The organism is Agaribacillus sp. DX54, from assembly GCF_056858335.1.
The window spans coordinates 117,098-135,890 of record NZ_JBXEQE010000008.1 but is presented as its reverse complement, the minus strand read 5'-3'; the positions used below and the strand labels follow the sequence as shown (position 1 = coordinate 135,890).

The 18,793-nt window shown below is 41.6% G+C and carries 19 protein-coding genes; 16 read left to right on the top strand and 3 right to left on the bottom strand.

Annotated features, from left to right (window positions below; genetic code table 11):
- Positions 1-8 precede the first annotated feature (8 nt).
- The 4 genes from AC04NP_RS11485 to AC04NP_RS11470 all read left to right on the top strand — a co-directional run bounded on the left by AC04NP_RS11485 (position 9) and on the right by AC04NP_RS11470 (position 2,534).
- The gene (locus tag AC04NP_RS11485) at positions 9-980 is read left to right on the top strand and encodes a glycosyltransferase family 2 protein (protein ID WP_482859886.1); all 972 of its coding nucleotides are present in this window, start codon (positions 9-11) and stop codon (positions 978-980) included.
- A gap of 31 nt (positions 981-1,011) precedes the next feature.
- On the top strand, positions 1,012-1,977 hold the full coding sequence (locus AC04NP_RS11480) for a glycosyltransferase family 2 protein (RefSeq protein ID WP_482859885.1): 966 nt from the start codon (positions 1,012-1,014) through the stop codon (positions 1,975-1,977).
- Between the two features lie 160 nt (positions 1,978-2,137).
- Entirely contained in the window at positions 2,138-2,392 is a 255-nt protein-coding gene (locus AC04NP_RS11475; RefSeq protein WP_482859884.1) for a GxxExxY protein, read from the top strand.
- Positions 2,352-2,534 (top strand): GxxExxY protein, encoded by a 183-nt coding sequence (locus tag AC04NP_RS11470; protein WP_482859883.1) that lies wholly within the window; start codon positions 2,352-2,354, stop codon positions 2,532-2,534. Before AC04NP_RS11475 ends, AC04NP_RS11470 begins: the two co-directional genes overlap by 41 nt.
- On the opposite strand, the gene AC04NP_RS11465 is transcribed toward AC04NP_RS11470, so the two are convergent.
- Positions 2,519-3,286, bottom strand: coding sequence for a class I SAM-dependent methyltransferase (locus tag AC04NP_RS11465; RefSeq protein ID WP_482859882.1), 768 nt, complete (start codon positions 3,284-3,286; stop codon positions 2,519-2,521). The genes AC04NP_RS11470 and AC04NP_RS11465 overlap by 16 nt on opposite strands.
- Before the next feature lie 182 nt (positions 3,287-3,468).
- On the opposite strand from AC04NP_RS11465, the gene AC04NP_RS11460 reads away from it, so the two are divergent.
- The 8 genes from AC04NP_RS11460 to AC04NP_RS11425 all read left to right on the top strand — a co-directional run bounded on the left by AC04NP_RS11460 (position 3,469) and on the right by AC04NP_RS11425 (position 12,279).
- The gene (locus tag AC04NP_RS11460; protein WP_482859881.1) at positions 3,469-4,083 is read left to right on the top strand and encodes an RNA polymerase sigma factor; all 615 of its coding nucleotides are present in this window, start codon (positions 3,469-3,471) and stop codon (positions 4,081-4,083) included.
- Positions 4,073-4,939: an anti-sigma factor family protein gene (locus AC04NP_RS11455; RefSeq protein WP_482859880.1), complete on the top strand. Its 867-nt coding sequence runs from the start codon at positions 4,073-4,075 to the stop codon at positions 4,937-4,939. The genes AC04NP_RS11460 and AC04NP_RS11455 overlap by 11 nt, the downstream gene beginning before the upstream one ends.
- A gap of 11 nt (positions 4,940-4,950) precedes the next feature.
- Positions 4,951-6,156 carry a hypothetical protein gene (locus AC04NP_RS11450; protein ID WP_482859879.1) on the top strand — a complete coding sequence of 402 codons (1,206 nt, stop codon included), beginning with the start codon at positions 4,951-4,953 and terminating at the stop codon, positions 6,154-6,156.
- A 275-nt stretch (positions 6,157-6,431) separates the two neighbouring features.
- Positions 6,432-7,706 (top strand): efflux RND transporter periplasmic adaptor subunit, encoded by a 1,275-nt coding sequence (locus AC04NP_RS11445; RefSeq protein ID WP_482859878.1) that lies wholly within the window; start codon positions 6,432-6,434, stop codon positions 7,704-7,706.
- 10 nt (positions 7,707-7,716) lie between these two features.
- Positions 7,717-9,066: an ABC transporter permease gene (locus AC04NP_RS11440; protein ID WP_482859877.1), complete on the top strand. Its 1,350-nt coding sequence runs from the start codon at positions 7,717-7,719 to the stop codon at positions 9,064-9,066.
- Positions 9,059-10,537: a TolC family protein gene (locus tag AC04NP_RS11435; protein WP_482859876.1), complete on the top strand. Its 1,479-nt coding sequence runs from the start codon at positions 9,059-9,061 to the stop codon at positions 10,535-10,537. The genes AC04NP_RS11440 and AC04NP_RS11435 overlap by 8 nt, the downstream gene beginning before the upstream one ends.
- A 200-nt stretch (positions 10,538-10,737) precedes the next feature.
- Positions 10,738-10,944, top strand: a complete 207-nt coding sequence (locus AC04NP_RS11430) for a hypothetical protein (protein WP_482859875.1) — start codon at positions 10,738-10,740, stop codon at positions 10,942-10,944.
- A gap of 411 nt (positions 10,945-11,355) precedes the next feature.
- Positions 11,356-12,279 (top strand): hypothetical protein, encoded by a 924-nt coding sequence (locus tag AC04NP_RS11425; RefSeq protein WP_482859874.1) that lies wholly within the window; start codon positions 11,356-11,358, stop codon positions 12,277-12,279.
- 16 nt (positions 12,280-12,295) lie between these two features.
- Here the strand turns inward: AC04NP_RS11425 and purB are convergent, their stop codons facing one another.
- Positions 12,296-13,639 carry an adenylosuccinate lyase gene (purB, locus tag AC04NP_RS11420; RefSeq protein ID WP_482859958.1) on the bottom strand — a complete coding sequence of 448 codons (1,344 nt, stop codon included), beginning with the start codon at positions 13,637-13,639 and terminating at the stop codon, positions 12,296-12,298.
- A 183-nt stretch (positions 13,640-13,822) separates the two neighbouring features.
- Here purB and AC04NP_RS11415 point away from each other — a divergent pair, with 183 nt between their 5' ends.
- Positions 13,823-14,959 carry a 2Fe-2S iron-sulfur cluster-binding protein gene (locus tag AC04NP_RS11415; RefSeq protein ID WP_482859873.1) on the top strand — a complete coding sequence of 379 codons (1,137 nt, stop codon included), beginning with the start codon at positions 13,823-13,825 and terminating at the stop codon, positions 14,957-14,959.
- A 145-nt stretch (positions 14,960-15,104) separates the two neighbouring features.
- Here the strand turns inward: AC04NP_RS11415 and AC04NP_RS11410 are convergent, their stop codons facing one another.
- Positions 15,105-16,649, bottom strand: a complete 1,545-nt coding sequence (locus AC04NP_RS11410) for a S8 family serine peptidase (protein WP_482859872.1) — start codon at positions 16,647-16,649, stop codon at positions 15,105-15,107.
- Between the two features lie 115 nt (positions 16,650-16,764).
- Here AC04NP_RS11410 and AC04NP_RS11405 point away from each other — a divergent pair, with 115 nt between their 5' ends.
- The 3 genes from AC04NP_RS11405 to AC04NP_RS11395 are packed head-to-tail and all read left to right on the top strand — an operon-like array spanning position 16,765 to position 18,782.
- Positions 16,765-18,057 carry an aminopeptidase P family protein gene (locus AC04NP_RS11405; protein WP_482859957.1) on the top strand — a complete coding sequence of 431 codons (1,293 nt, stop codon included), beginning with the start codon at positions 16,765-16,767 and terminating at the stop codon, positions 18,055-18,057.
- Positions 18,058-18,064: 7 nt separating this feature from the next.
- On the top strand, positions 18,065-18,352 hold the full coding sequence (locus tag AC04NP_RS11400; RefSeq protein ID WP_482859871.1) for a hypothetical protein: 288 nt from the start codon (positions 18,065-18,067) through the stop codon (positions 18,350-18,352).
- A gap of 10 nt (positions 18,353-18,362) precedes the next feature.
- Positions 18,363-18,782 carry a RidA family protein gene (locus tag AC04NP_RS11395; RefSeq protein ID WP_482859870.1) on the top strand — a complete coding sequence of 140 codons (420 nt, stop codon included), beginning with the start codon at positions 18,363-18,365 and terminating at the stop codon, positions 18,780-18,782.
- Positions 18,783-18,793: the final 11 nt, after the last annotated feature.

Below are 18,793 nucleotides of genomic sequence, written 5' to 3'. Positions count from 1 at the left end.
ATTTTAATATGCCAGAAACCAAGGATATCTCGGTTGTAATTCCCTTGTATAATGAAGAAGAATCTATCAGGGAATTATGTGAATGGATAGGCCGTGTAATGCAGATGCACGGCTTTAATTATGAGGTAATTATTGTAGATGATGGCAGTACTGATTCATCCTGGCAGAAAATCCAGGCGTTAACGAAAGAAAACCCTTGTATAAAAGGCATAAAATTTAAAAGAAATTATGGGAAATCTGCTGCCCTCGATACAGGTTTCAGGGAAAGTCAGGGAGAGGTTGTCATCACCATGGATGCGGATTTGCAGGATAGTCCCGATGAAATTCCGGAGCTTTACCAAATGATTAAGGAAAATGGGTTCGATCTTGTCTCAGGATGGAAGAAAAAAAGGTTTGATCCTTTAAGTAAAAAACTGCCTTCGAAATTTTTTAATTACGTCACCAGAAAAATTTCCGGGATAAAAATCCACGATTTCAATTGCGGTTTGAAAGCCTATAAAAGCTACCTGGTAAAAAGCATTGACGTGTACGGGGAAATGCACCGTTATATTCCGGCCATTGCCAAATGGAATGGCTTTACAAAAATCACTGAAAAGGAAGTGCAGCACCAGCCCAGAAAATATGGGGTTACCAAATTTGGGATTGAGCGATACATTTTCGGATTCCTGGATTTGCTGTCTATTACATTTGTATCGAAGTTTAAAAAAAAGCCTATGCACTTTTTTGGTACGATGGGTACATTTTCTTTTCTTTTAGGGTTGGTAATTACCGGCTGGTTAATTGGCGAAAAGGTGTATTACAACTGGTACCTGCATCAATCGGCCCGGGGGGTCACTGAGCAACCTTTGTTTTTTCTGGCCATCGTTGCCTTGATTGTTGGCGTGCAATTGTTTTTAGCAGGATTTCTTGCTGAGATGATTTCCATTGGCAGCTATAAAAAAGGGGGGTATCTCATTGAAGATAAGATCGGATTGGACTAATTTTTTGCATCGCTGCTTTTAACATTGTTTTATGCGCCTGTATTCGGTTATCATTCCTGTTTATAATCGCCCTGCTGAAATCAGGGAACTGCTTGAAAGTCTTACAAAGCAAACCTACAATCATTTTGAAGTGCTGGTGGTTGAAGATGGCTCCACCAGCAAGTGTGAAGATATTGTTGCGTCTTTTGGTGACAGGCTGAATGTCACCTATTTGTATAAAACCAATTCAGGGCAGGGATTTAGCCGTAATTATGGCTATGAAAGGGCTAAAGGTGACTATTTTGTGGTTTTTGATTCCGATTGCATCATTCCTCCTCACTACTTTGAAGCAGTTGAAAAGCACCTGAATGCCACCTGTCTGGATGCCTATGGAGGCCCTGATAAGTCGCATGATTCTTTTACTGCTATACAAAAGGCCATCAGTTATTCTATGACCTCCCTTTTTACAACCGGAGGCATAAGGGGAAGAAAACAACATATCGGCACCTTTCATCCCCGCAGTTTTAACATGGGCATTTCCCGTGAAGTATTTGAAAAAACGAAGGGCTATATTATACCCTTTATGGGTGAAGATATTGAATTTAGCATCCGGATTATTGAAAACGGCTTCAAGACCGGTCTGATTCCGGATGCTTATGTGTACCATAAACGAAGAACCAGTCTTGGCCAGTTTTTCAGGCAATTGCACTTTTTTGGCAGGGCCCGCATCAATGTATCCCGGTTTTATGCTGGTGAATTAAAGGCAGTCCACTTTTTTCCGCTGTTGTTTTTGTTAGGTGTGATATCGTATTTCCTTTTGCCGCTCATCAGCCTGTCATTGTTTAAATGGGGTTCCTTACTATTCGGAGTCTACTTTTTCCTGATTTTTTTGGATGCCTCGGTAAAAAACAAAAGTCTCAAAGTCGGTATCCTGAGTATTGCCGCCTCTTTCATCCAGCTATCGGCCTACGGCCTGGGATTTTTCACCGAAGGAATCCGGAGAGTCTTTAGGGGATAACAAATACATCTTACCTACTTTGTGTCTCCGTGCCTCCGTGGTAAAAAAGTTAACCACAAAGTCACCAAGACACAAAGAGGCACAGAGGTTTTGGAACATATCGAAATTGTTGTAACTTGAATATGTTTATTTTTTAGACTTTTTTTTGATTTTTTAAACTATGAACCAGTCAGAACACAATGAACTGGCAAAAGAAATCGTTGACTGCGCATACCATGTACATAGAGAGCTCGTACCAGGTCTTCTTGAACGGGTATATGAAGTTTGCCTATGCAAAGAATTTTCAAAGAGAAATATATCTTTTCAAAGTCAATTGAATTTGCCGGTTCATTATAAAGGTGAAGAACTAAGCGCGGATTTTCGGATAGATTTTTTTGATACAAGAAAACATCATCGTAGAAATAAAGGCAGTTGAAATCATTTTACGTGTACACTATGCTCAAATCCTCACATACCTGAAGTTGGCAGACAAACGTTTGGGTATTCTAATAAACTTTAATGTACCCCTTGTAAAAGAGGGCATAAAAAGATTTATAAACGGTTATTTTACGCAGTAATAAATGATCTCTTCGCTGGGCAAGGCGTATTTCCGGATTTTTTCCTCACTGATTCGCTTCACATAGTCATCTTCCCGGACCTTAAAACCCGCGCTCGCCAGCCTTTCTGCATAATCCTTGCCATACAGCCTTACATGGTCATCCTGCCCAAAAACCTTCTCCCGTTCTTTGAGGTCGGTGATAGAAAAGTCCTCAAACGTTTTATCGGGAAGCGGTGGAAAAAATGGCACCTGAATGATAGCCCATCCACCAGGTTTCAAAACCCTCCTGATCTCACCCATGGCCCTGATGTCATCATCGACATGTTCCATCACATGATTACAAATAGCCACATCAAAAGTATTTTCTTCAAGCGGGATATCATGGATATCCATTTTGACTTTGGCCAGGGGTGATTCTATATCGGCCGTGATATAATTTTCACCATGCCGCTCCTCAAACTTATTCAAAAAACATTGCTCCGGGGCAATATGGAGAACTTTCAGCTTTTCGGAAAAAAAGTTAGTCTCTTCTTTCAAAAACAGCCACAGCAACCGGTGCCTTTCCAATGACAGGGAATCAGGGCACAGAGCATTGGGTCTTGGGTTGACCCTCCCATAGGGCAGGAACTTACGATAACTCCGGTTGATAATAGGACAGGTAACATTATGTCCCCGGTAAAAAAAGCCAATGGACTTTAAAACCAGGGGGCTTACCATCTGGAGATATTTTCGTGGAACCTTTCTGATTATTAAACTAATAATCTTTTTCATGGCTATCGATTTTGCTACCTTATTGGCAAAAGTGAAGCAAATATACAAATTGTAAAATGATTGCGTATGCCCGGTTACAGGGGCTTGTCAGGGCAATGAGTAAATTTAATTAATTCATTAAAACTTTTTTACAAATCAATTCATCTAACCAATAGACAATGCTCAGGCAAAAAAATAGCTAAATGCCAGAAAGAAGCGATACAATGGTTTTGGTTGATAGGGCGGTGCAAGGCGACGAACAGGCTTTTACCAAATTGGTACAGTCATGGTATCGAAGAATATTTAATTTCAACTACAAGTATTTTTTTGACTACGATCTGGCCATGGAAGTGACGCAAAAAACCTTTATTGCCGCCTACAGTAACATTGGTAAGTTAAAAAACACAAACAGTTTTTCCGGTTGGTTGTACGCCATTGCCGTAAACTATTGTCGTGAGGAAGACAGGAGGCACCACAAAAAATGGGCAGTTTCCTTTAATTCCTTAAAGAAAAAGGAAACAGACTTTGAGTCACCCGGCTTGCACAGCCATCATGAAAATAGGTATGACCCTGAGGTTTGCTTCCAAAAAGAAGAGCTGTCGACGATATTGATGAAGGCATTGGCACAAATACCGGCCGAGCAAAAAGTAGTTTTGATAATGAAAGAATACGAAGGATTGAAATTCAGGGAAATCGCGGATGCGTTACGGATTTCAGAGAATACGGCCAAATCCAGGCTTTATTATGGCTTAAAAGCCCTGAAAAAAATCTTAGATCAATGGAAAATAAACAAGGAGGAAATATACTATGGATCCTAAGGCAAGTAAAGAAAAGATTATCGCCTATTTGTATGGCGAGTTGTCAGAAGAAGAGGCAAGTGAGGTAGCTACCTATTTGCAGAATCACCCGCTGGAAGCTGCGGAGTACGAGGGTCTGCAGCAACTACGTGGCATCCTTCAGAACATCGAAGATATAGAAGTGACCCAGCCGGTGATTATGCTGGGCAATAAGCCCGGCAGTTATTCATTTTTGAATATATTTCAAAACCGTTTCTTTCAAAAAGCTGCCGCGGCCGCCGCCGTGTTTGTCATAGGATTGATATTGGCCAAAGTCACAGGGCTGAATCTCACCTACAGTAATCAGGCTTTGACCATTGCTTTTTCCAAAAATCAGGTAACCCCGGCTACATCGCCACAGAACCCTGGGCAAGAAATCAAAACGGTATCGAATCGAAATGATTCCACGCAACAACAACTCATGGAAAAAGTAAATGCATTGCTAATCCGGGAAAACCGGATATTAACCCGAAGACTGGCTTCACTGGAATTCGATGTCAAGGTTTTGGAAAACGAGGCACAACGTCCGGCAGTTGTCGCTTCAGAAGAAATACCAGGGGGTGACCAACAGGATATGGAAGAACTGGCACGGAAAATATCGGAGCAAAACCTGCAATTGTTTTCCGAAGTAGTCAAAGCCTCCCAGGTGCAGCAGGAGGCATACATCAAATCACTATTTTCGGAATTTGCGATTTACTTGCAATCACAACGAGTTGAAGATCTTAGAAAGATAGAAGCAAGCCTGGAATCCTTAAAGCAGGATTCGGATTTGAAAAAACTGGAAACCGATCAGGTAATAGCCAGCCTGATTCAAACTGTTAAAGACAAGAATTATTAATTAATACTGCGATGAATAAGATCGAAATTATAACAATAGGTTTATTGATAACTATGATTTCCTCAGTGAGTCTGGCACAAGGTATGGATGAAAATCAAATGGATCAGGATATTGAGGTAATGGAAAGCATCCTTAGCCAGATGTTTTTTCAAAACAATAGAAATAACTCAGGCTGGAACCAGGTGAGTGGTAACTACCTGCCTGGATTTGGACTTGTATTTAAAATTCCCAGAAGTAAAAACTATTTCCTGGGAAGTGAGAATTTAGCCAGAATTAATACTATTCTCTCAGAAAGTTACGCGCAATCTGCCTTTGATAAAAATGTTTTTGCGAAAGACAAAATAGATAGCGTTCACAAAGCTGAAAACAATCATTTCAAAGAAACTGTTAAGTCATTTTTCACAGGCTATGGTGATTTAATCAGTCAATTGGATGCAAATGACAATATTCTGGTAATCTACGGATCGGATATCTATGGTCAGCCAAATTATGCAGTCAACCCATTTATCCGGCGGAGGTTGAAAGACGAGGGGGTGGAAGAAATAAAACCGGCTTCAAAGGTTACCGCCCAGGTCGACTTTGAGGACATCCTCAGTTACAAAAAGGCCAATACCACTGAAAAACAGTTTGTCAAAAACATCCGCTTTTCTGAAAAATCCTTAAATGAGGCTGTAGATCAGGAATTTATCATACTGTCACGTATATTTGAAAAGTTATATAGCCACCGGGCCGGTTCATTTGGCCATGACCGGCCGATTGGTTTTGAAAGGATAGATGGATTGGGGGTTATATATGAAATGTCACTGCGGCTCTCTTTATTAGTCGGATCTGCCGGTGTGTCTGCCTTTTCGATTGCTTCGGGGATCAAAGAAATTGGTGATCGAAAAGACCGGGCAAACATTTATACAATTCCTGAAAAATACAATGAAAAAATGGATGCGTACAAAAAGCAACGGGAAAAGGCTTACCTGGAATTGAAACTAAAGCTTAAACAAGATCTGATCAGGTATGGAAAAACGCTCAAAAGCCTGCAGGCTGATGAGATTTTAATGATGGCAACCAAAATGTCCGACTGTCTCAGTTGTGACCAACCTGAAAAGTTGAATCTGATTGTCAAAGGCTCTGTACTAAAAGATTACAATCAGCAGAAAATAACTTTGGAGCAGGCCGTGGAAAGCATTACTGAAAAAGAGATAAGCGGCGAAAGCAAGTGGTAAATCAAACGAGAGGATGAATTATTCGAAAATCAGCCCTTATTATTAAATAATTTTTTTATCCATGCGAAGCCGCAACCATTGTTTTTTTTTAGAGTATAAAATAATAATTGGGCTGAAAACGCATTATTTAATTAAAGCAATTGTACCATTGAATTCAGAAGGGGAAACGACCAGCATTACTAGTGGAGGACATGGATTCGGTGACTTTTTAATGGTTGGTTGGTTTCGACCTAGAATATACGAATTTTGAATTTTACTAATCCAAATCTACCAAAATGCAAAAAAAAGTCTTGATCGCCTTAGGAGTAACTGTTGGCTTGATACTTTTATACTTCTTAGTATGGGGCAAAAGTACTGAGGGCAATGAAGATATTTTAATAACGGCCAAAAAGGGTGATTTTCAGATAGATATCACCACCACCGGAGAGTTGGGGGCTAAGAATTCGATAAAAGTCCAGGGTCCTAACGGATTACGGGCTGCACAAATCTGGAATATAAAAATTGAGCACATTGTTGATGAAGGTACGCAGGTAAAAAAAGGTGAATACATTGCTCGGCTTGATCAGTCAGAATTAATTGATAAAATTCAAAACCGGAATAATGACCTCCAGCAAAGCCTTTCAAAATACACCCAGACAAAACTTGACACGGCCCTTGAACTACGAGCCGCCCGGGATGAGTTAATCAATCTCAAATTCGCTGTAGAGGAAAAGGAAATCGTTTTATCCCAATCTAAATTTGAACCCCCTGCTACTATCAAACAAGCGGAAATCGATTTGGAAAAAGCGAAAAGAACGTATAGCCAGGCGATAGAAAACTACAAATTGAAATCCAACAAAGCCGTGGCCCAAATGCAGGAAGCCGCGGCCAATCTGGCAGAGGACCAGAATAAGTTCGATTATCTGAACAAGCTCCTGGAAGAATTTAACATTCTGGCGCCTGAAGATGGTATGGTTATTTACCGCCGGGATTGGGACGGTTCAAAAATTACCGCCGGCTCTACTATTAGTCCCTGGGACCCTACCGTTGCCACGTTACCTGACCTGAGTAGGATGATATCTACCACATATATCAACGAAGTGGATATCAGGGTTGTCAAAAGAGGTCAGGACGTAAAGATTGGACTGGATGCTTTTCCGGATAAAAAACTAACAGGTAAAGTAATCGGTGTTGCCAACATTGGTGAACAGAAACCCAACTCTGATGCCAAAGTGTTTCAGGTAAAAGTAGAAGTTCATCAAAGGGATACAACCCTGAGGCCGGCTATGACCACCAGTAATACCATCATCGCTGAAGTCATTTCCGATAAAGTCTTTATTCCCCTGGAATGCCTGCATAGTCAGGGAGATTCATTGAGTTTTGTAATTAAAAAAAGCGGTATAGGCTTTGTTAAGCAGGAGGTATCGCTCGGTAAATCAAATACCAATGATATTATCATTAATGAAGGCGTAAGTGAAGGTGACAGAATTTATTTATCGGTTCCTGAAGGTGCCCAGGAAGCTAATGTAGTTTATTTAAAGGACGAGTTGGTAGCTGACAACCAGCCGTAATTCCCGGATAATGATACAAAAGATACTATTGAATTTTTATATAGCCCTGGAAGCAGTTATAGCCAACAAAATACGCTCTTTGCTTACTGCATTAGGAATTATCTTTGGTGTGGCGGCCGTGATCGCCATGTTGGCGATCGGTAGCGGTGCCCAGCAGGAAATTCTGGAGCAGATAAAGCTGGTAGGATTAAACAACATTGTTGTAAACCCGGTTGTGGAGCAATCAGAGGAGGAAGTGGAGGCCGATCCTGATAAAGCCAGTCAGCAAAGGAAGTTTTCAACAGGATTGACACTTTTGGACATGCAAAGTATTCAGGATGTAATCCCTGGCATCAAAGCGGTTAGTCCGGAAATTCTGATTGAAACCTATATCATCAAGGATGGTCTTCGGCGAACTGCAAAACTGGTGGGCGTGGAAAACGATTATTTTTCAATTTCATCCTTTGAGCTGGCAACTGGCAGATATTTCAGTAAAACCCACTTGATTAAGGGAGAACCTGTATGTATCATAGGAAGTGGAATAGCTGCTAAATTTTTTAGCCGGGAGGAACCGCTGGGAAAAAATATCAAGGTTGGCAGGCATTGGTTAAAGGTAGTGGGGGTATTGAAAGAACGGAATATTTCAACCAAAAGCATTGATAACCTGGGGATTCGTGATTACAATATGGATGTTTACACACCGCTGAAAACGGTATTGATCCGTTACAAAAACCGTTCTTTGGTCACTGAAGCTATGATTAAGAGGCAAAGTAAAAGCATTGATAATGGAGAACAAAAGCATAGCAGCGAGAACAAAGGGCCTACCAATTACCATCAGTTGGACAGACTGGTGGTACAGGTAGCCGAAACCAATACTATCAGTCCGGCTGCGGAGGTGATTTCCAGGCTTTTAAAAAGGCGTCACTATGATGTAGTGGATTATGAAATACAAATTCCGGAATTGCTACTCAAGCAACAACAACGCACTAAAAGTATTTTCAACTTTGTTTTAGGGGCGATTGCGGGGATTTCATTACTTGTAGGAGGCATTGGGATCATGAATATCATGCTGGCCTCAGTTATGGAAAGAATTAAAGAAATCGGCTTAAGATTATCTTTGGGAGCGAAAAAACTGGATATCGTGCTGCAATTTTTGTGCGAGGCGGTAATGATTAGCGTCTCAGGTGGTTTGATTGGTATTTTTTTAGGGATTACCCTGGCCACGGTCGTCTCACAGGTAGCTGACATCCCCACAATCATTACCATTCCATCTATTATTTTATCTTTTGGTGTAGCGGCAACGGTGGGTTTGATTTTTGGTATTACTCCCGCTCGACGGGCCGCCAGCCAGGATCCAATTACATCGTTGAGACATGAATAAATACAAATTAATCCTAACCTATTTTCTACTTACAGCTTCGATTAACTTTTGTTTTTCCCAGGAAAACCCAAGCAGCAGCGTTTATGATCTTGTAGATATCATACAATTAGCTAAATCACAATCTCCGGCCTGGTTGCAGGCAGAAACAAGAAAGGAAAACCGCTATTGGCAGTTCCGTACCTTTAAATCCAATTACAATCCCCAGTTACAACTGGAAGGTTCGCTGCCAGACTATCAGAGACGGTTTACCGGAGTAACCCAGCCTGATGGTAATATAGTATTCCGGTCAGTCTCCAATAATAACTCCGATTTAAGCTTACGGCTTATACAGAATATCAGTGCAACCGGGGCAAGGGTCTCTATCAATTCCAGTGCGGCAAGATTCGATGACTTTGATAATGACTTTACAACCTACAACGGAGCTCCGGTTTCTATTGGCTTTGTGCAGCCTATCTTTCAGTTCAACAATCTTGCGTGGGATAAAAAAATCGAACCTTTGAGATACGAGGAATCGCAGAAAGAGTATTTTGAAGAGTTGGAAGACATTTCTATTGAAACGACACAACAATATTTTGCGGTTCTATTGGCCCAGATCAACCTGGAAATGGCACAAAAAAACCTGGCAAACAATGATACGATCTATAAAATTGCCCAGGGACGCTACCAACTGGGTAAAATCGGCGAAAATGACCTGTTGCAACTGGAGGCTAATCTCATAAATTCGGAATTGGATGTGGCGCAGGCAAAACTGGATTTAGAGACTTCCACATTAAACCTGAGATCCTATGTGGGATTGGTCGATACAAGTAACATTTTGTTAATGCTGCCAGCCGAAATCCCGGAATTTAAAGTAGATGAAGAAAAAGCACTCTTTGAAGCTAATAAAAACCGGGTAGATCCTGTCTCATTCAAAAGAAGATTGTTGGAGGGGGACAGGGAGATTGCACAAGCGAGAGGCGATAATGGCGTTAATCTGGATCTGGCTGCCTCCTTCGGGTTAAACAACAGTGGAGGTGAACTGGGCGACATCTACACGGACCCCAATAACCAGCAGACAGTTTCCCTGAACCTTACAGTGCCCCTTCTCGACTGGGGCAGGCAGAAATCCAGGATCAAAACAGCCGAAGCTAATCAACAGCTTGTACAATATCAGATCAACCAGGAAAAATTAAATTTTGAACAGGAAATCATAACCCATGTTAAAAGATTTGACATGCTGCGGGAACAGGTCAAAGTCCGGAAAAAATCGGACGATATTGAGTCCAGAAAATATGAAATCAGTAAACAGCTATTTTTAATAGGAAAGATTGATATCACCACTTTAAACATAGCCCTCAGGGATAAAGATGCCGCCAAAAGAAACTATATCACCTCTTTGCAGAATTTCTGGGAGGCATACTTCAGATTGAGAATGCTTAGTTTATATGATTTTGAAAGAGACGATTTATTACTGAAGGAGTTGGAAAGGTAAACTGAGGTTGTTATAATCTGCTTATGTAAATAATTATGTATACTATGCAATATTAATTATTTATTTATGTAAAAAATTTGTAACTTTAATGTACAAATTAGAATCAAAATCTAGAAAGAGATAAGTTAATTGTTAAGTGAGTTTATTACTCAGATAGGGCACAGGAGTTTTAAATAAGTGTTAACAATAAAACTTGTGCTATGTCTGGATTAAAAGTTTATGAACGTATGGAAGGCGTTAGGAGACTCATCGAGTTAAAGGCAACGGGCTCCCCTAAAATGCTGGCTAATAAGTTTTCTATTTCCGAAAGAACAGTATATAGGATCATTGGTGACCTAAGGGTTGTTACAGGAGAAGAAATTGAATACTCCTATTTACATGAGAGCTATATTTTCAAAAAAAGGTAAAAACTAACACAGGGTAGACAGGTTGCGCCAGTATGTGGTGATGGCTGATCAGTATATACCGCTGTTTACATGTCTGTGATAGTTAACAGGTAGCAAAGACCTGGCGGGACTTTTCAGGTAGAAATGAGAGGCATGATGAATTTTGGATTACCTATGTACGTTACTAAATGGGAATTAAGATGTGCGGGCATTAGCCTGACCGTCAGAATTAATGCCAGATTTCTGGATTATACAACGGCCATTTTGTGGAGATAAATACCGGTCCGTAATCGGCTAGGCCCGGATAATTGTGCTATTTTTGACAAAAACTCACTCTTGTCAAGGATTGGGTTTATTCATCAGGTATTGTATATATCAATGCCCTTTCTTTGTCCGAAGATTTTTCAATTCGACTCTTAACGATTATTAGACATGAACAAAAGAAAGGCATTCTGGCTATTGGGAGTGATTGCCACTTTCGTGCTGTTTTACTATTTGATACCAAATTCAATATTCAACCTGTCACCGGTCATTGTTTCGATGATCGGAGCGACATTGTGGACCTTTTTTCTTGTCCAGACTATCGGGGATTATAAATCTTACAAGGAATTTAATAACCCTGAATCCGGGAAGAAAACCCTGGCGCACAAGATTACACCATGGATGGTCTTGCCTGGTATTGTTATGGTATTTGTTTTCGCAATGAATTTCTCTTCCAACGAAAAGGAGGAGTTACTGGCTCATGGGCTGAAGGTTACCGGAAAAATTATTGACGGTAGTTCTCTTAAAACACGGCGAGGAGGTAATTATGATGTTACCGTAATGTTTAAAACCAAGGATGGTAAACAAATGATCGTCAAAGAGAGCGTCGGGGAAGATGAATTTAAAAGCTTTTACAAGGGCCAGAAGGTGGAGTTGGTTTATTCTGCCAAAGACCCTACCATGATAGAGCTTTTGACCAATAGTTCTACCATTGAAACCTACGCGGGGGTAAAAGACAGGGAAATTAATCCGAAAGATTTAATGAAACTGGTAACGTTTAGCCCCGACAGCGTAGGACCTATCTTAAACAAGATTAACTATCAGTGGACCTATGAAAAAACGGACAAGGCCTGGGTGAATGAACGAAAAAATTTGCTGATTAAGGTGAAGCCTAACCAGATGGTCAATTATCTGACAGTTGGCGAAGCTTTTCACACTTTTCCTATGGAGTTGAAAAAACAGCAGTTTGAGGAAATCCCCTCTACAGATGAAAAAATCAAATTGTACGAAAATGATGAGTTTTTGGCTTCTGTGGAAACGCAATTTATTGAAAGCAATCAACTTGCCACCATTATTACAATGCATAAAAAATAAAAGAATATCGATAGGATTATATACCAGTATAATTAAACGGGCTGATCTGCTTCAGCTCTTTTTTAACGGCTTCGCTTACCTCCAGTGAATCGATAAAGTTGGCAATGGTTTGGGCGGTGATTGCGGTATTTTTCCTGGTGAGCGCTTTTAAGGCTTCATAGGGCTGTGGGTAAGCTTCTCTTCTTAGCACGGTTTGGATGGCCTCTGCTACTACCGCCCAGTTGTTTTCAAGGTCGGCGTTCATAGGAGCCTGGTTTAATTCAATTTTACCCAATCCTTTTTTCAGAGCATTGAAAGCAATCAACCCATGTGATAAGGGTACCCCAATATTTCTCAGCACGGTCGAGTCTGTCAGGTCTCTTTGCAGCCTTGAGATAGGTAGCTTGGCTGATAAATAGGTGAAAAATGCATTGGCCATGCCCATGTTACCTTCCGCATTTTCGAAGTCTATCGGGTTAACTTTGTGTGGCATAGCCGATGAACCAACTTCTCCTTCTTTGATTTTTTGCCGGAAATAGCCCATACTGATGTATTGCCAAACATCCCTGCACAAGTCGATAAGTATGTTATTAATCCTTTTCAGGTTGTCAAACAAGGCCGCCAGATTATCGTAATGCTCAATTTGTGTAGTTGGGTCGCTACGTTGCAACCCTAAATAACTATTTACGAACCTGTCTCCAAACTTTTTCCAATCAAAACCGGGGTATGCTATGTGGTGGGCATTAAAGTTTCCCGTAGCCCCGCCAAATTTAGCCGAATAGGGCACTGATTGGAGTAATAATAGCTGTTTATCCACCCTTTCCTTAAAAACTGACAATTCTTTACCCAGCCTGGTGGGGGAAGCCGGTTGACCATGCGTTTTGGCCAGCATGGGTATATCCTTCCATTTATTAGCCAGTGTGCCTAATAAATCATTGACTTCATTCAGTAATGGCAGGTACACTTTTTCCAGGCCATTTTTTAACGACAACGGAATACCTGTGTTGTTAATATCTTGTGAGGTTAACCCGAAATGGATGAATTCCTTGTGATCCCCTACGCCCAGGGCCTCGAACCTTTCTTTTAAAAAGTATTCCAAAGCTTTTACATCATGGTTGGTGGTTTTCTCGATTTCTTTGACTTTTTGGGCATCATGGTGGTTAAAACCACCGGCAATATCCCTTAGCTTTCCAAAAAGCCCCTGATCAAAGCCTTTCAACTGTGGCAACGGTAACTCGCATAAGGCAATGAAATATTCTATCTCAACCATTGCCCTGTATTTTATTAACCCAAATTCCGAAAAATATTCGCTAAGTACCTGGGTTTGTTGATGATAACGGCCGTCAACTGGTGAAATGGCGGATAAAGGGTTCGGATCCATCATATTTTATGCTTTTGGAGAAGACAAAAATATAAATTTATCCCTGAAAAAGAACCTAATCCCTTCCTGGATGTTGATAAATTATTGGCACTATTAATATGATAATTTGCCCCTGATATTAGGTGATATTTATTAGTTTTGCCAGGAAATCAGTATTGAGTGAAGGCATAATATAGTTTTGACATGGCGTTTGGATTTTTTAAAAAAAATAAAGATAAGAAGCAGCATTCAGTTGGCCTGGAAGATGGGAAACCTTCCAACAGCCATTACTATAATTTAAAAGTAAAAAATATAGTCCGTGAAACAAAGGATGCTATATCGATTGTTTTTGAGATGCCAGCACCTGAAATGTCTTACAAATCAGGGCAGTTCCTTACCATCATCCGGCAAATTGATGGAAAGGAAGTAAGAAGATCGTACTCATTTTGCAGTGCGCCAGGCATTGACGAAGACATTGCTGTTACCATCAAAAGAGTGGAAGGGGGATTAATGTCCAATTACCTGCCCGATTACCTGAATGTCGGCGATTCGGTTAGGGTCATGGAACCTATGGGTAATTTTACTACAGAATTTGACCCGGGCGATAAAAGGCACATTATCATGTTTGCCGGTGGCAGCGGTATCACACCAATGATGAGCTTGATGAAATCAATCCTTACCCAGGAGCCTGAAAGCGTTGTATCACTAATTTACGCCAACAGGAACATCGACTCTATCATTTTTAAGGCCGAATTGGATAAGTGGCAAACCCGGCACGAAGGCAGGTTGCAGGTAATCCATATTTTGGATGAGGCGCCGATGAACTGGCAAGGCCATTCAGGTTTGCTTAACCATGAGATGCTGACTAAATTGCTGGAAAGGATCCCGGATTGGGGCGAGGAAAAAACCACCTACCTTATGTGCGGGCCGCAAGGAATGATGAATAACGTGGAAACATTGCTGGCCCGACACAACGTCACCAGGGACAAGATCATTAAAGAGAGCTTCGTAGCCGGCACTATCGACAAAGAAGATAAAGCTGACCAGGAGGGCGAAGCCACGCTAAAAACCAGAACGGTTAAAATCAAGTACGAAGGCGAGGAATATAGTATTACCGTAGAACCCGGGAAAACCATCTTGGAAACAGCCCTGGATGAAAATATCGACTTACCATATTCCTGTCAGGCCGGATTATGCACCGCCTGCCGCGGAAAATGCCTCTCGGGCAAGGTTAAAATGGATGAAGACGAAGGCCTCTCCCAGGATGAACGCGAAGAAGGTTACGTACTTACCTGTGTCGGGCACCCTTTGACTGATGATGTTACCATCGAAATAGGATAATCGAGCGTGAGAGTGGGTGTGGGTTTGGGTGTGAGGGGTATTGCTACTTTTTTGGGGAAGGTGTCAGGTGAGGAACTTATCGCTTTGGAGGAATAAGGTGGGTGGAAAGGGTGAATGGAGTTTGGGTTTGAGTTTGAGTGTGGGGTTAGGGCCAGATAATTTCTATTACACGATGTTTCAGGGCTATGGTACTTTGCCGGCAGCCTTCGGGGCGGTGAATTTTTAGTTTGTTTTCTTTGTGGATGAGTTCCTGCTGATTGATAACGGCGAAAGCGTTTTTTTTGTGAAAAACAACCACTCTTTCTTCTTGCTCTGAGTTGATAGGGAGATTGTAATGATTGTTTTTAGCCCATACCTTTTCACTTCTGTTGAAGTCATGGCCGATGTCTTCTATCAACTTTACAATCCGGTAGCTATCCGGCACGCCATAACCCACGTAGTTATTTCCAAATGGATACAGGTTACCCGAGCGTTCGATGATTTCTTTGACTTCATGATTGGTCAGCTCCGGGTTTTTTTGCATAATGCAAGCTGCCAGGCCGGTGATAATAGGGGCTGAAAATGAAGTGCCGTTGTTTGAAAAACAGGCAATATTTGGTTTAATGTAATCTAAAAAATCAGGCCCCAGGGCACTATAACGAATTTTTGCACAACTTCCTGCAACAGTAGCACCTACAGAAATGACACCTTCCGCATCTGCCGGTGCCGAAACCACCCTCCAGTCGGGGTCGTGTCCTTCATTGCCTGCCGCCACAACAATCAACATACCTTTCTCCTCAGCCGCTATATGGGCAGCAATAGAAATTTTACTGGATTTACCATCCATTTCCTCCGGGCGGTAGTTTTCTTTCGGATCATCAAAGCCCAAAGAATAACCCAAAGACGTATTTACCAGGCGCACACCCAGGCTATCTAACCATTCTATGGCTTCAATCCAATAATCCTCTTCACCCCGGTACTCATAATTGGTATTATCGGTCCTTGCCAGATAATATCCCGAGCCTGTGGCCAAACCATATTGTGTGTTGGAAGATTTGTTATACCCGGCTACCATTTTCCAGACGGTTGTACCGTGGGAATTGGAGAAAGGCTGAAGATTGCTGAAAGGTTTAACGTTATCGGGCTGTAAATAATCCCTGAAACCCAACACGCGTCCATCGGCAAAAATCGGTTTCAGGCTGGCATTGATTTTAGCGCCAAAATACCCCACATCAATAATTCCGATTTTAACCCCGCTGCCATCCAACCCTTGCGCTTTTATGGCATGCGCATTGATCTGGTCCAAGACGACCGTGTACTCCGGATTGACGTGGTCATTTACGTGCAGCACTTTCATCCGCCCATCCACCCTGGAAACGGCATCCACAAAATCCAGTGATTCAATTTTTTTGATGATTTCCGATGGAATTTCGGCACTGACAGCATTTAACCATTTCGAGCGATGTATAGGTTCGATACCATAATATGCCAGGCTGTCGATGTATGTCTGATTTAACGGTAGATCACTTTGCTGGAACAGATCCAGGCCCAATTTCTTTCGATTGCCGATCGTTTCGGAAGAAATCGCGGGTTTTAATTCGGGAAAATACCCTTTGTCGGCAAAGTTAACCCAATACCGGCCCGATTCCTGTGCGGAAAGACAGACAGGTATCAGCGAAAACAGCATGAATAAATGGTAACGAAACCGCATTATACACCGACAAATTTTATTATGTAATTACCAAGTTAATAAATAATAATCAAATCAACATGCCATATTATTTGTTAAATTCACGGAAAACATGGACAAAAAGTTTGTTTTATTTATGAAATATTTACCCATTGGCGCAGGACTATTCAAATTAAACCGGTCCAATTTGATAAAACAGCTAAAAACTAACAGCATTGCAGTATTAAATGCCAATGATATTATGCCTACCAATGCGGACGGTACCATGCCTTTCAGACAAAATAACGATCTTTTTTATCTTTCTGGCATTGATCAGGAGGAAACAACGCTGGTATTGATGCCGGATTTTTATGAAGAAAAATTCAGAGAGATCTTGTTTGTTAAAGAAACCAGTGAGTTAATAGCTATCTGGGAAGGGCATAAGCTTACCCGGGAAGAAGCTACTGAGATCAGTGGGATAAAAAGCGTTTTTCCAAACACCGAACTTGAGAAGATGTTACCGCTCCTGATGGAGCAGGCCGAGTATATTTACCTCAACGCTAATGAACATAGCAGGGCTGATAATGTTGTGGAAACCAGAGATGAAAGGTTTATCAACTGGTGTAAAAAACGCTTCCCATTACATTGCTATGAAAGACTGGCGCCAATCATGCGCGATTTGCGATCTGTGAAATCAGAGATAGAAATCACTTTACTGCAAAAGGCCTGTGATATTACGGCCGGTGGATTCCGGCGGGTGTTGGAATTTGTGAAGCCAGGTGTAATGGAGTATGAAATTGAAGCGGAATACATACACGAATTCGTTAGAAACCGGTCGCGAGGATTTGCTTATGCCCCGATTATCGCTTCGGGATTAAATGCCTGTGTTTTGCACTATATCGAAAACAACAAAGTGTGCCAGGCCGGTGATGTGTTGCTAATGGATGTAGGGGCAGAGTATGCGAATTACAATGCTGATATGACCAGGGCTATTCCTGTCAGCGGCCGGTTTACGGATAGACAAAAAGCAGTATACAACGCTGTACTCAGGGTCAAAAATGAAGCGGCCGGAATGCTGGCACCGGGGAATACCATAAAAGCCTATCACGAGGAGGTTGGAAAAATTATGGCAAGTGAACTGTTGGGCTTAAAACTACTGGATAAAACAGATATAAAAAATCAGGATCCGGAAAATCCGGCTTACAAGAAATACTTCATGCATGGCACCTCCCACCACCTGGGATTGGATGTACACGATGTGGGTAGCTTAAGTCAGCCGATGCGCGCAGGGAATGTTTTTACTGTGGAGCCGGGCATATATATCAGAGAGGAAAATCTGGGAATACGCCTGGAAGATAATGTGTTGATTACCGAAAAGGGGACCTTAAACTTAATGAAGCAAATACCCATTGATGCGGAAGAAATTGAAGAAATCATGAACACAAAGTAAATAAATTATGAGCGGAGCAGCAGGGGTTGCGGCAGCCCGGCAAGCCATTCAAAATGCCATCAAGGCCTCAGGGGCCATTATTAAAATTGATCCTGATGACTTTTCAGGATTAATGGCAAAAATGGGAAACGCATTGGTTGCAGAAGCGCCGGCAGGTGTATTTACAAAGGTTTGGAAATATATGACCAGTTACAAGGGGTTTTTGTTTTACACTCAAGCAAAAGACAGATTAAGCATACCCAACAGGTATGAACCGATCAGATCCCGAAAAATCCGGTTACCTGAAAGTTACTAAAAAAAGGAAAATGGCAGATCATATTTTGAATTCGGACAAAGCCCCGGAACCTGTAGGATTATATCCACACGCCCGGCGCGTAGGTAATTTATTGTTTTTGTCCGGGGTAGGGCCCCGGGAAAGAGGCACCAGGCAAATTCCGGGTGTGACTTTGGACGAGCAGGGGACTATAGTTGAATATGACATTGAAAAACAGTGTCATTCGGTTTTTAACAACGTAAAACTCATTCTTGAAGACGCCGGTTCATCCTGGGATAGGCTCGTGGATGTTACCGTGTTTTTGACTAACATGAAAGATGATTTTAAAAAATACAATAAAGTTTATGCAGCATATTTCAAAGACAATCAGCCCTGCCGCACAACTGTAGAGGTCAGTAGCCTGCCGACCCCCATAGCCATTGAACTGAAATGCATTGCGACAATTGGGTAAGATCATCAAAT

Bases quoted from the DNA above. Each gene is read 5' to 3' on its own strand.
- AC04NP_RS11485 (WP_482859886.1), top strand. From the start codon at position 9: ATGCCAGAAACCAAGGATATCTCGGTTGTAATTCCCTTGTATAATGAA.
- AC04NP_RS11465 (WP_482859882.1), bottom strand. From the start codon at position 3,286: ATGAAAAAGATTATTAGTTTAATAATCAGAAAGGTTCCACGAAAATAT.
- AC04NP_RS11410 (WP_482859872.1), bottom strand. From the start codon at position 16,649: ATGCGGTTTCGTTACCATTTATTCATGCTGTTTTCGCTGATACCTGTC.
- AC04NP_RS11450 (WP_482859879.1), top strand. From the start codon at position 4,951: ATGAATAAGATCGAAATTATAACAATAGGTTTATTGATAACTATGATT.
- AC04NP_RS11445 (WP_482859878.1), top strand. From the start codon at position 6,432: ATGCAAAAAAAAGTCTTGATCGCCTTAGGAGTAACTGTTGGCTTGATA.
- AC04NP_RS11415 (WP_482859873.1), top strand. From the start codon at position 13,823: ATGGCGTTTGGATTTTTTAAAAAAAATAAAGATAAGAAGCAGCATTCA.
- AC04NP_RS11405 (WP_482859957.1), top strand. From the start codon at position 16,765: ATGAAATATTTACCCATTGGCGCAGGACTATTCAAATTAAACCGGTCC.
- purB (WP_482859958.1), bottom strand. From the start codon at position 13,639: ATGGATCCGAACCCTTTATCCGCCATTTCACCAGTTGACGGCCGTTAT.
- AC04NP_RS11480 (WP_482859885.1), top strand. From the start codon at position 1,012: ATGCGCCTGTATTCGGTTATCATTCCTGTTTATAATCGCCCTGCTGAA.
- AC04NP_RS11400 (WP_482859871.1), top strand. From the start codon at position 18,065: ATGAGCGGAGCAGCAGGGGTTGCGGCAGCCCGGCAAGCCATTCAAAAT.
- AC04NP_RS11395 (WP_482859870.1), top strand. From the start codon at position 18,363: ATGGCAGATCATATTTTGAATTCGGACAAAGCCCCGGAACCTGTAGGA.
- AC04NP_RS11460 (WP_482859881.1), top strand. From the start codon at position 3,469: ATGCCAGAAAGAAGCGATACAATGGTTTTGGTTGATAGGGCGGTGCAA.
- AC04NP_RS11475 (WP_482859884.1), top strand. From the start codon at position 2,138: ATGAACCAGTCAGAACACAATGAACTGGCAAAAGAAATCGTTGACTGC.
- AC04NP_RS11430 (WP_482859875.1), top strand. From the start codon at position 10,738: ATGTCTGGATTAAAAGTTTATGAACGTATGGAAGGCGTTAGGAGACTC.
- AC04NP_RS11455 (WP_482859880.1), top strand. From the start codon at position 4,073: ATGGATCCTAAGGCAAGTAAAGAAAAGATTATCGCCTATTTGTATGGC.
- AC04NP_RS11440 (WP_482859877.1), top strand. From the start codon at position 7,717: ATGATACAAAAGATACTATTGAATTTTTATATAGCCCTGGAAGCAGTT.
- AC04NP_RS11435 (WP_482859876.1), top strand. From the start codon at position 9,059: ATGAATAAATACAAATTAATCCTAACCTATTTTCTACTTACAGCTTCG.
- AC04NP_RS11425 (WP_482859874.1), top strand. From the start codon at position 11,356: ATGAACAAAAGAAAGGCATTCTGGCTATTGGGAGTGATTGCCACTTTC.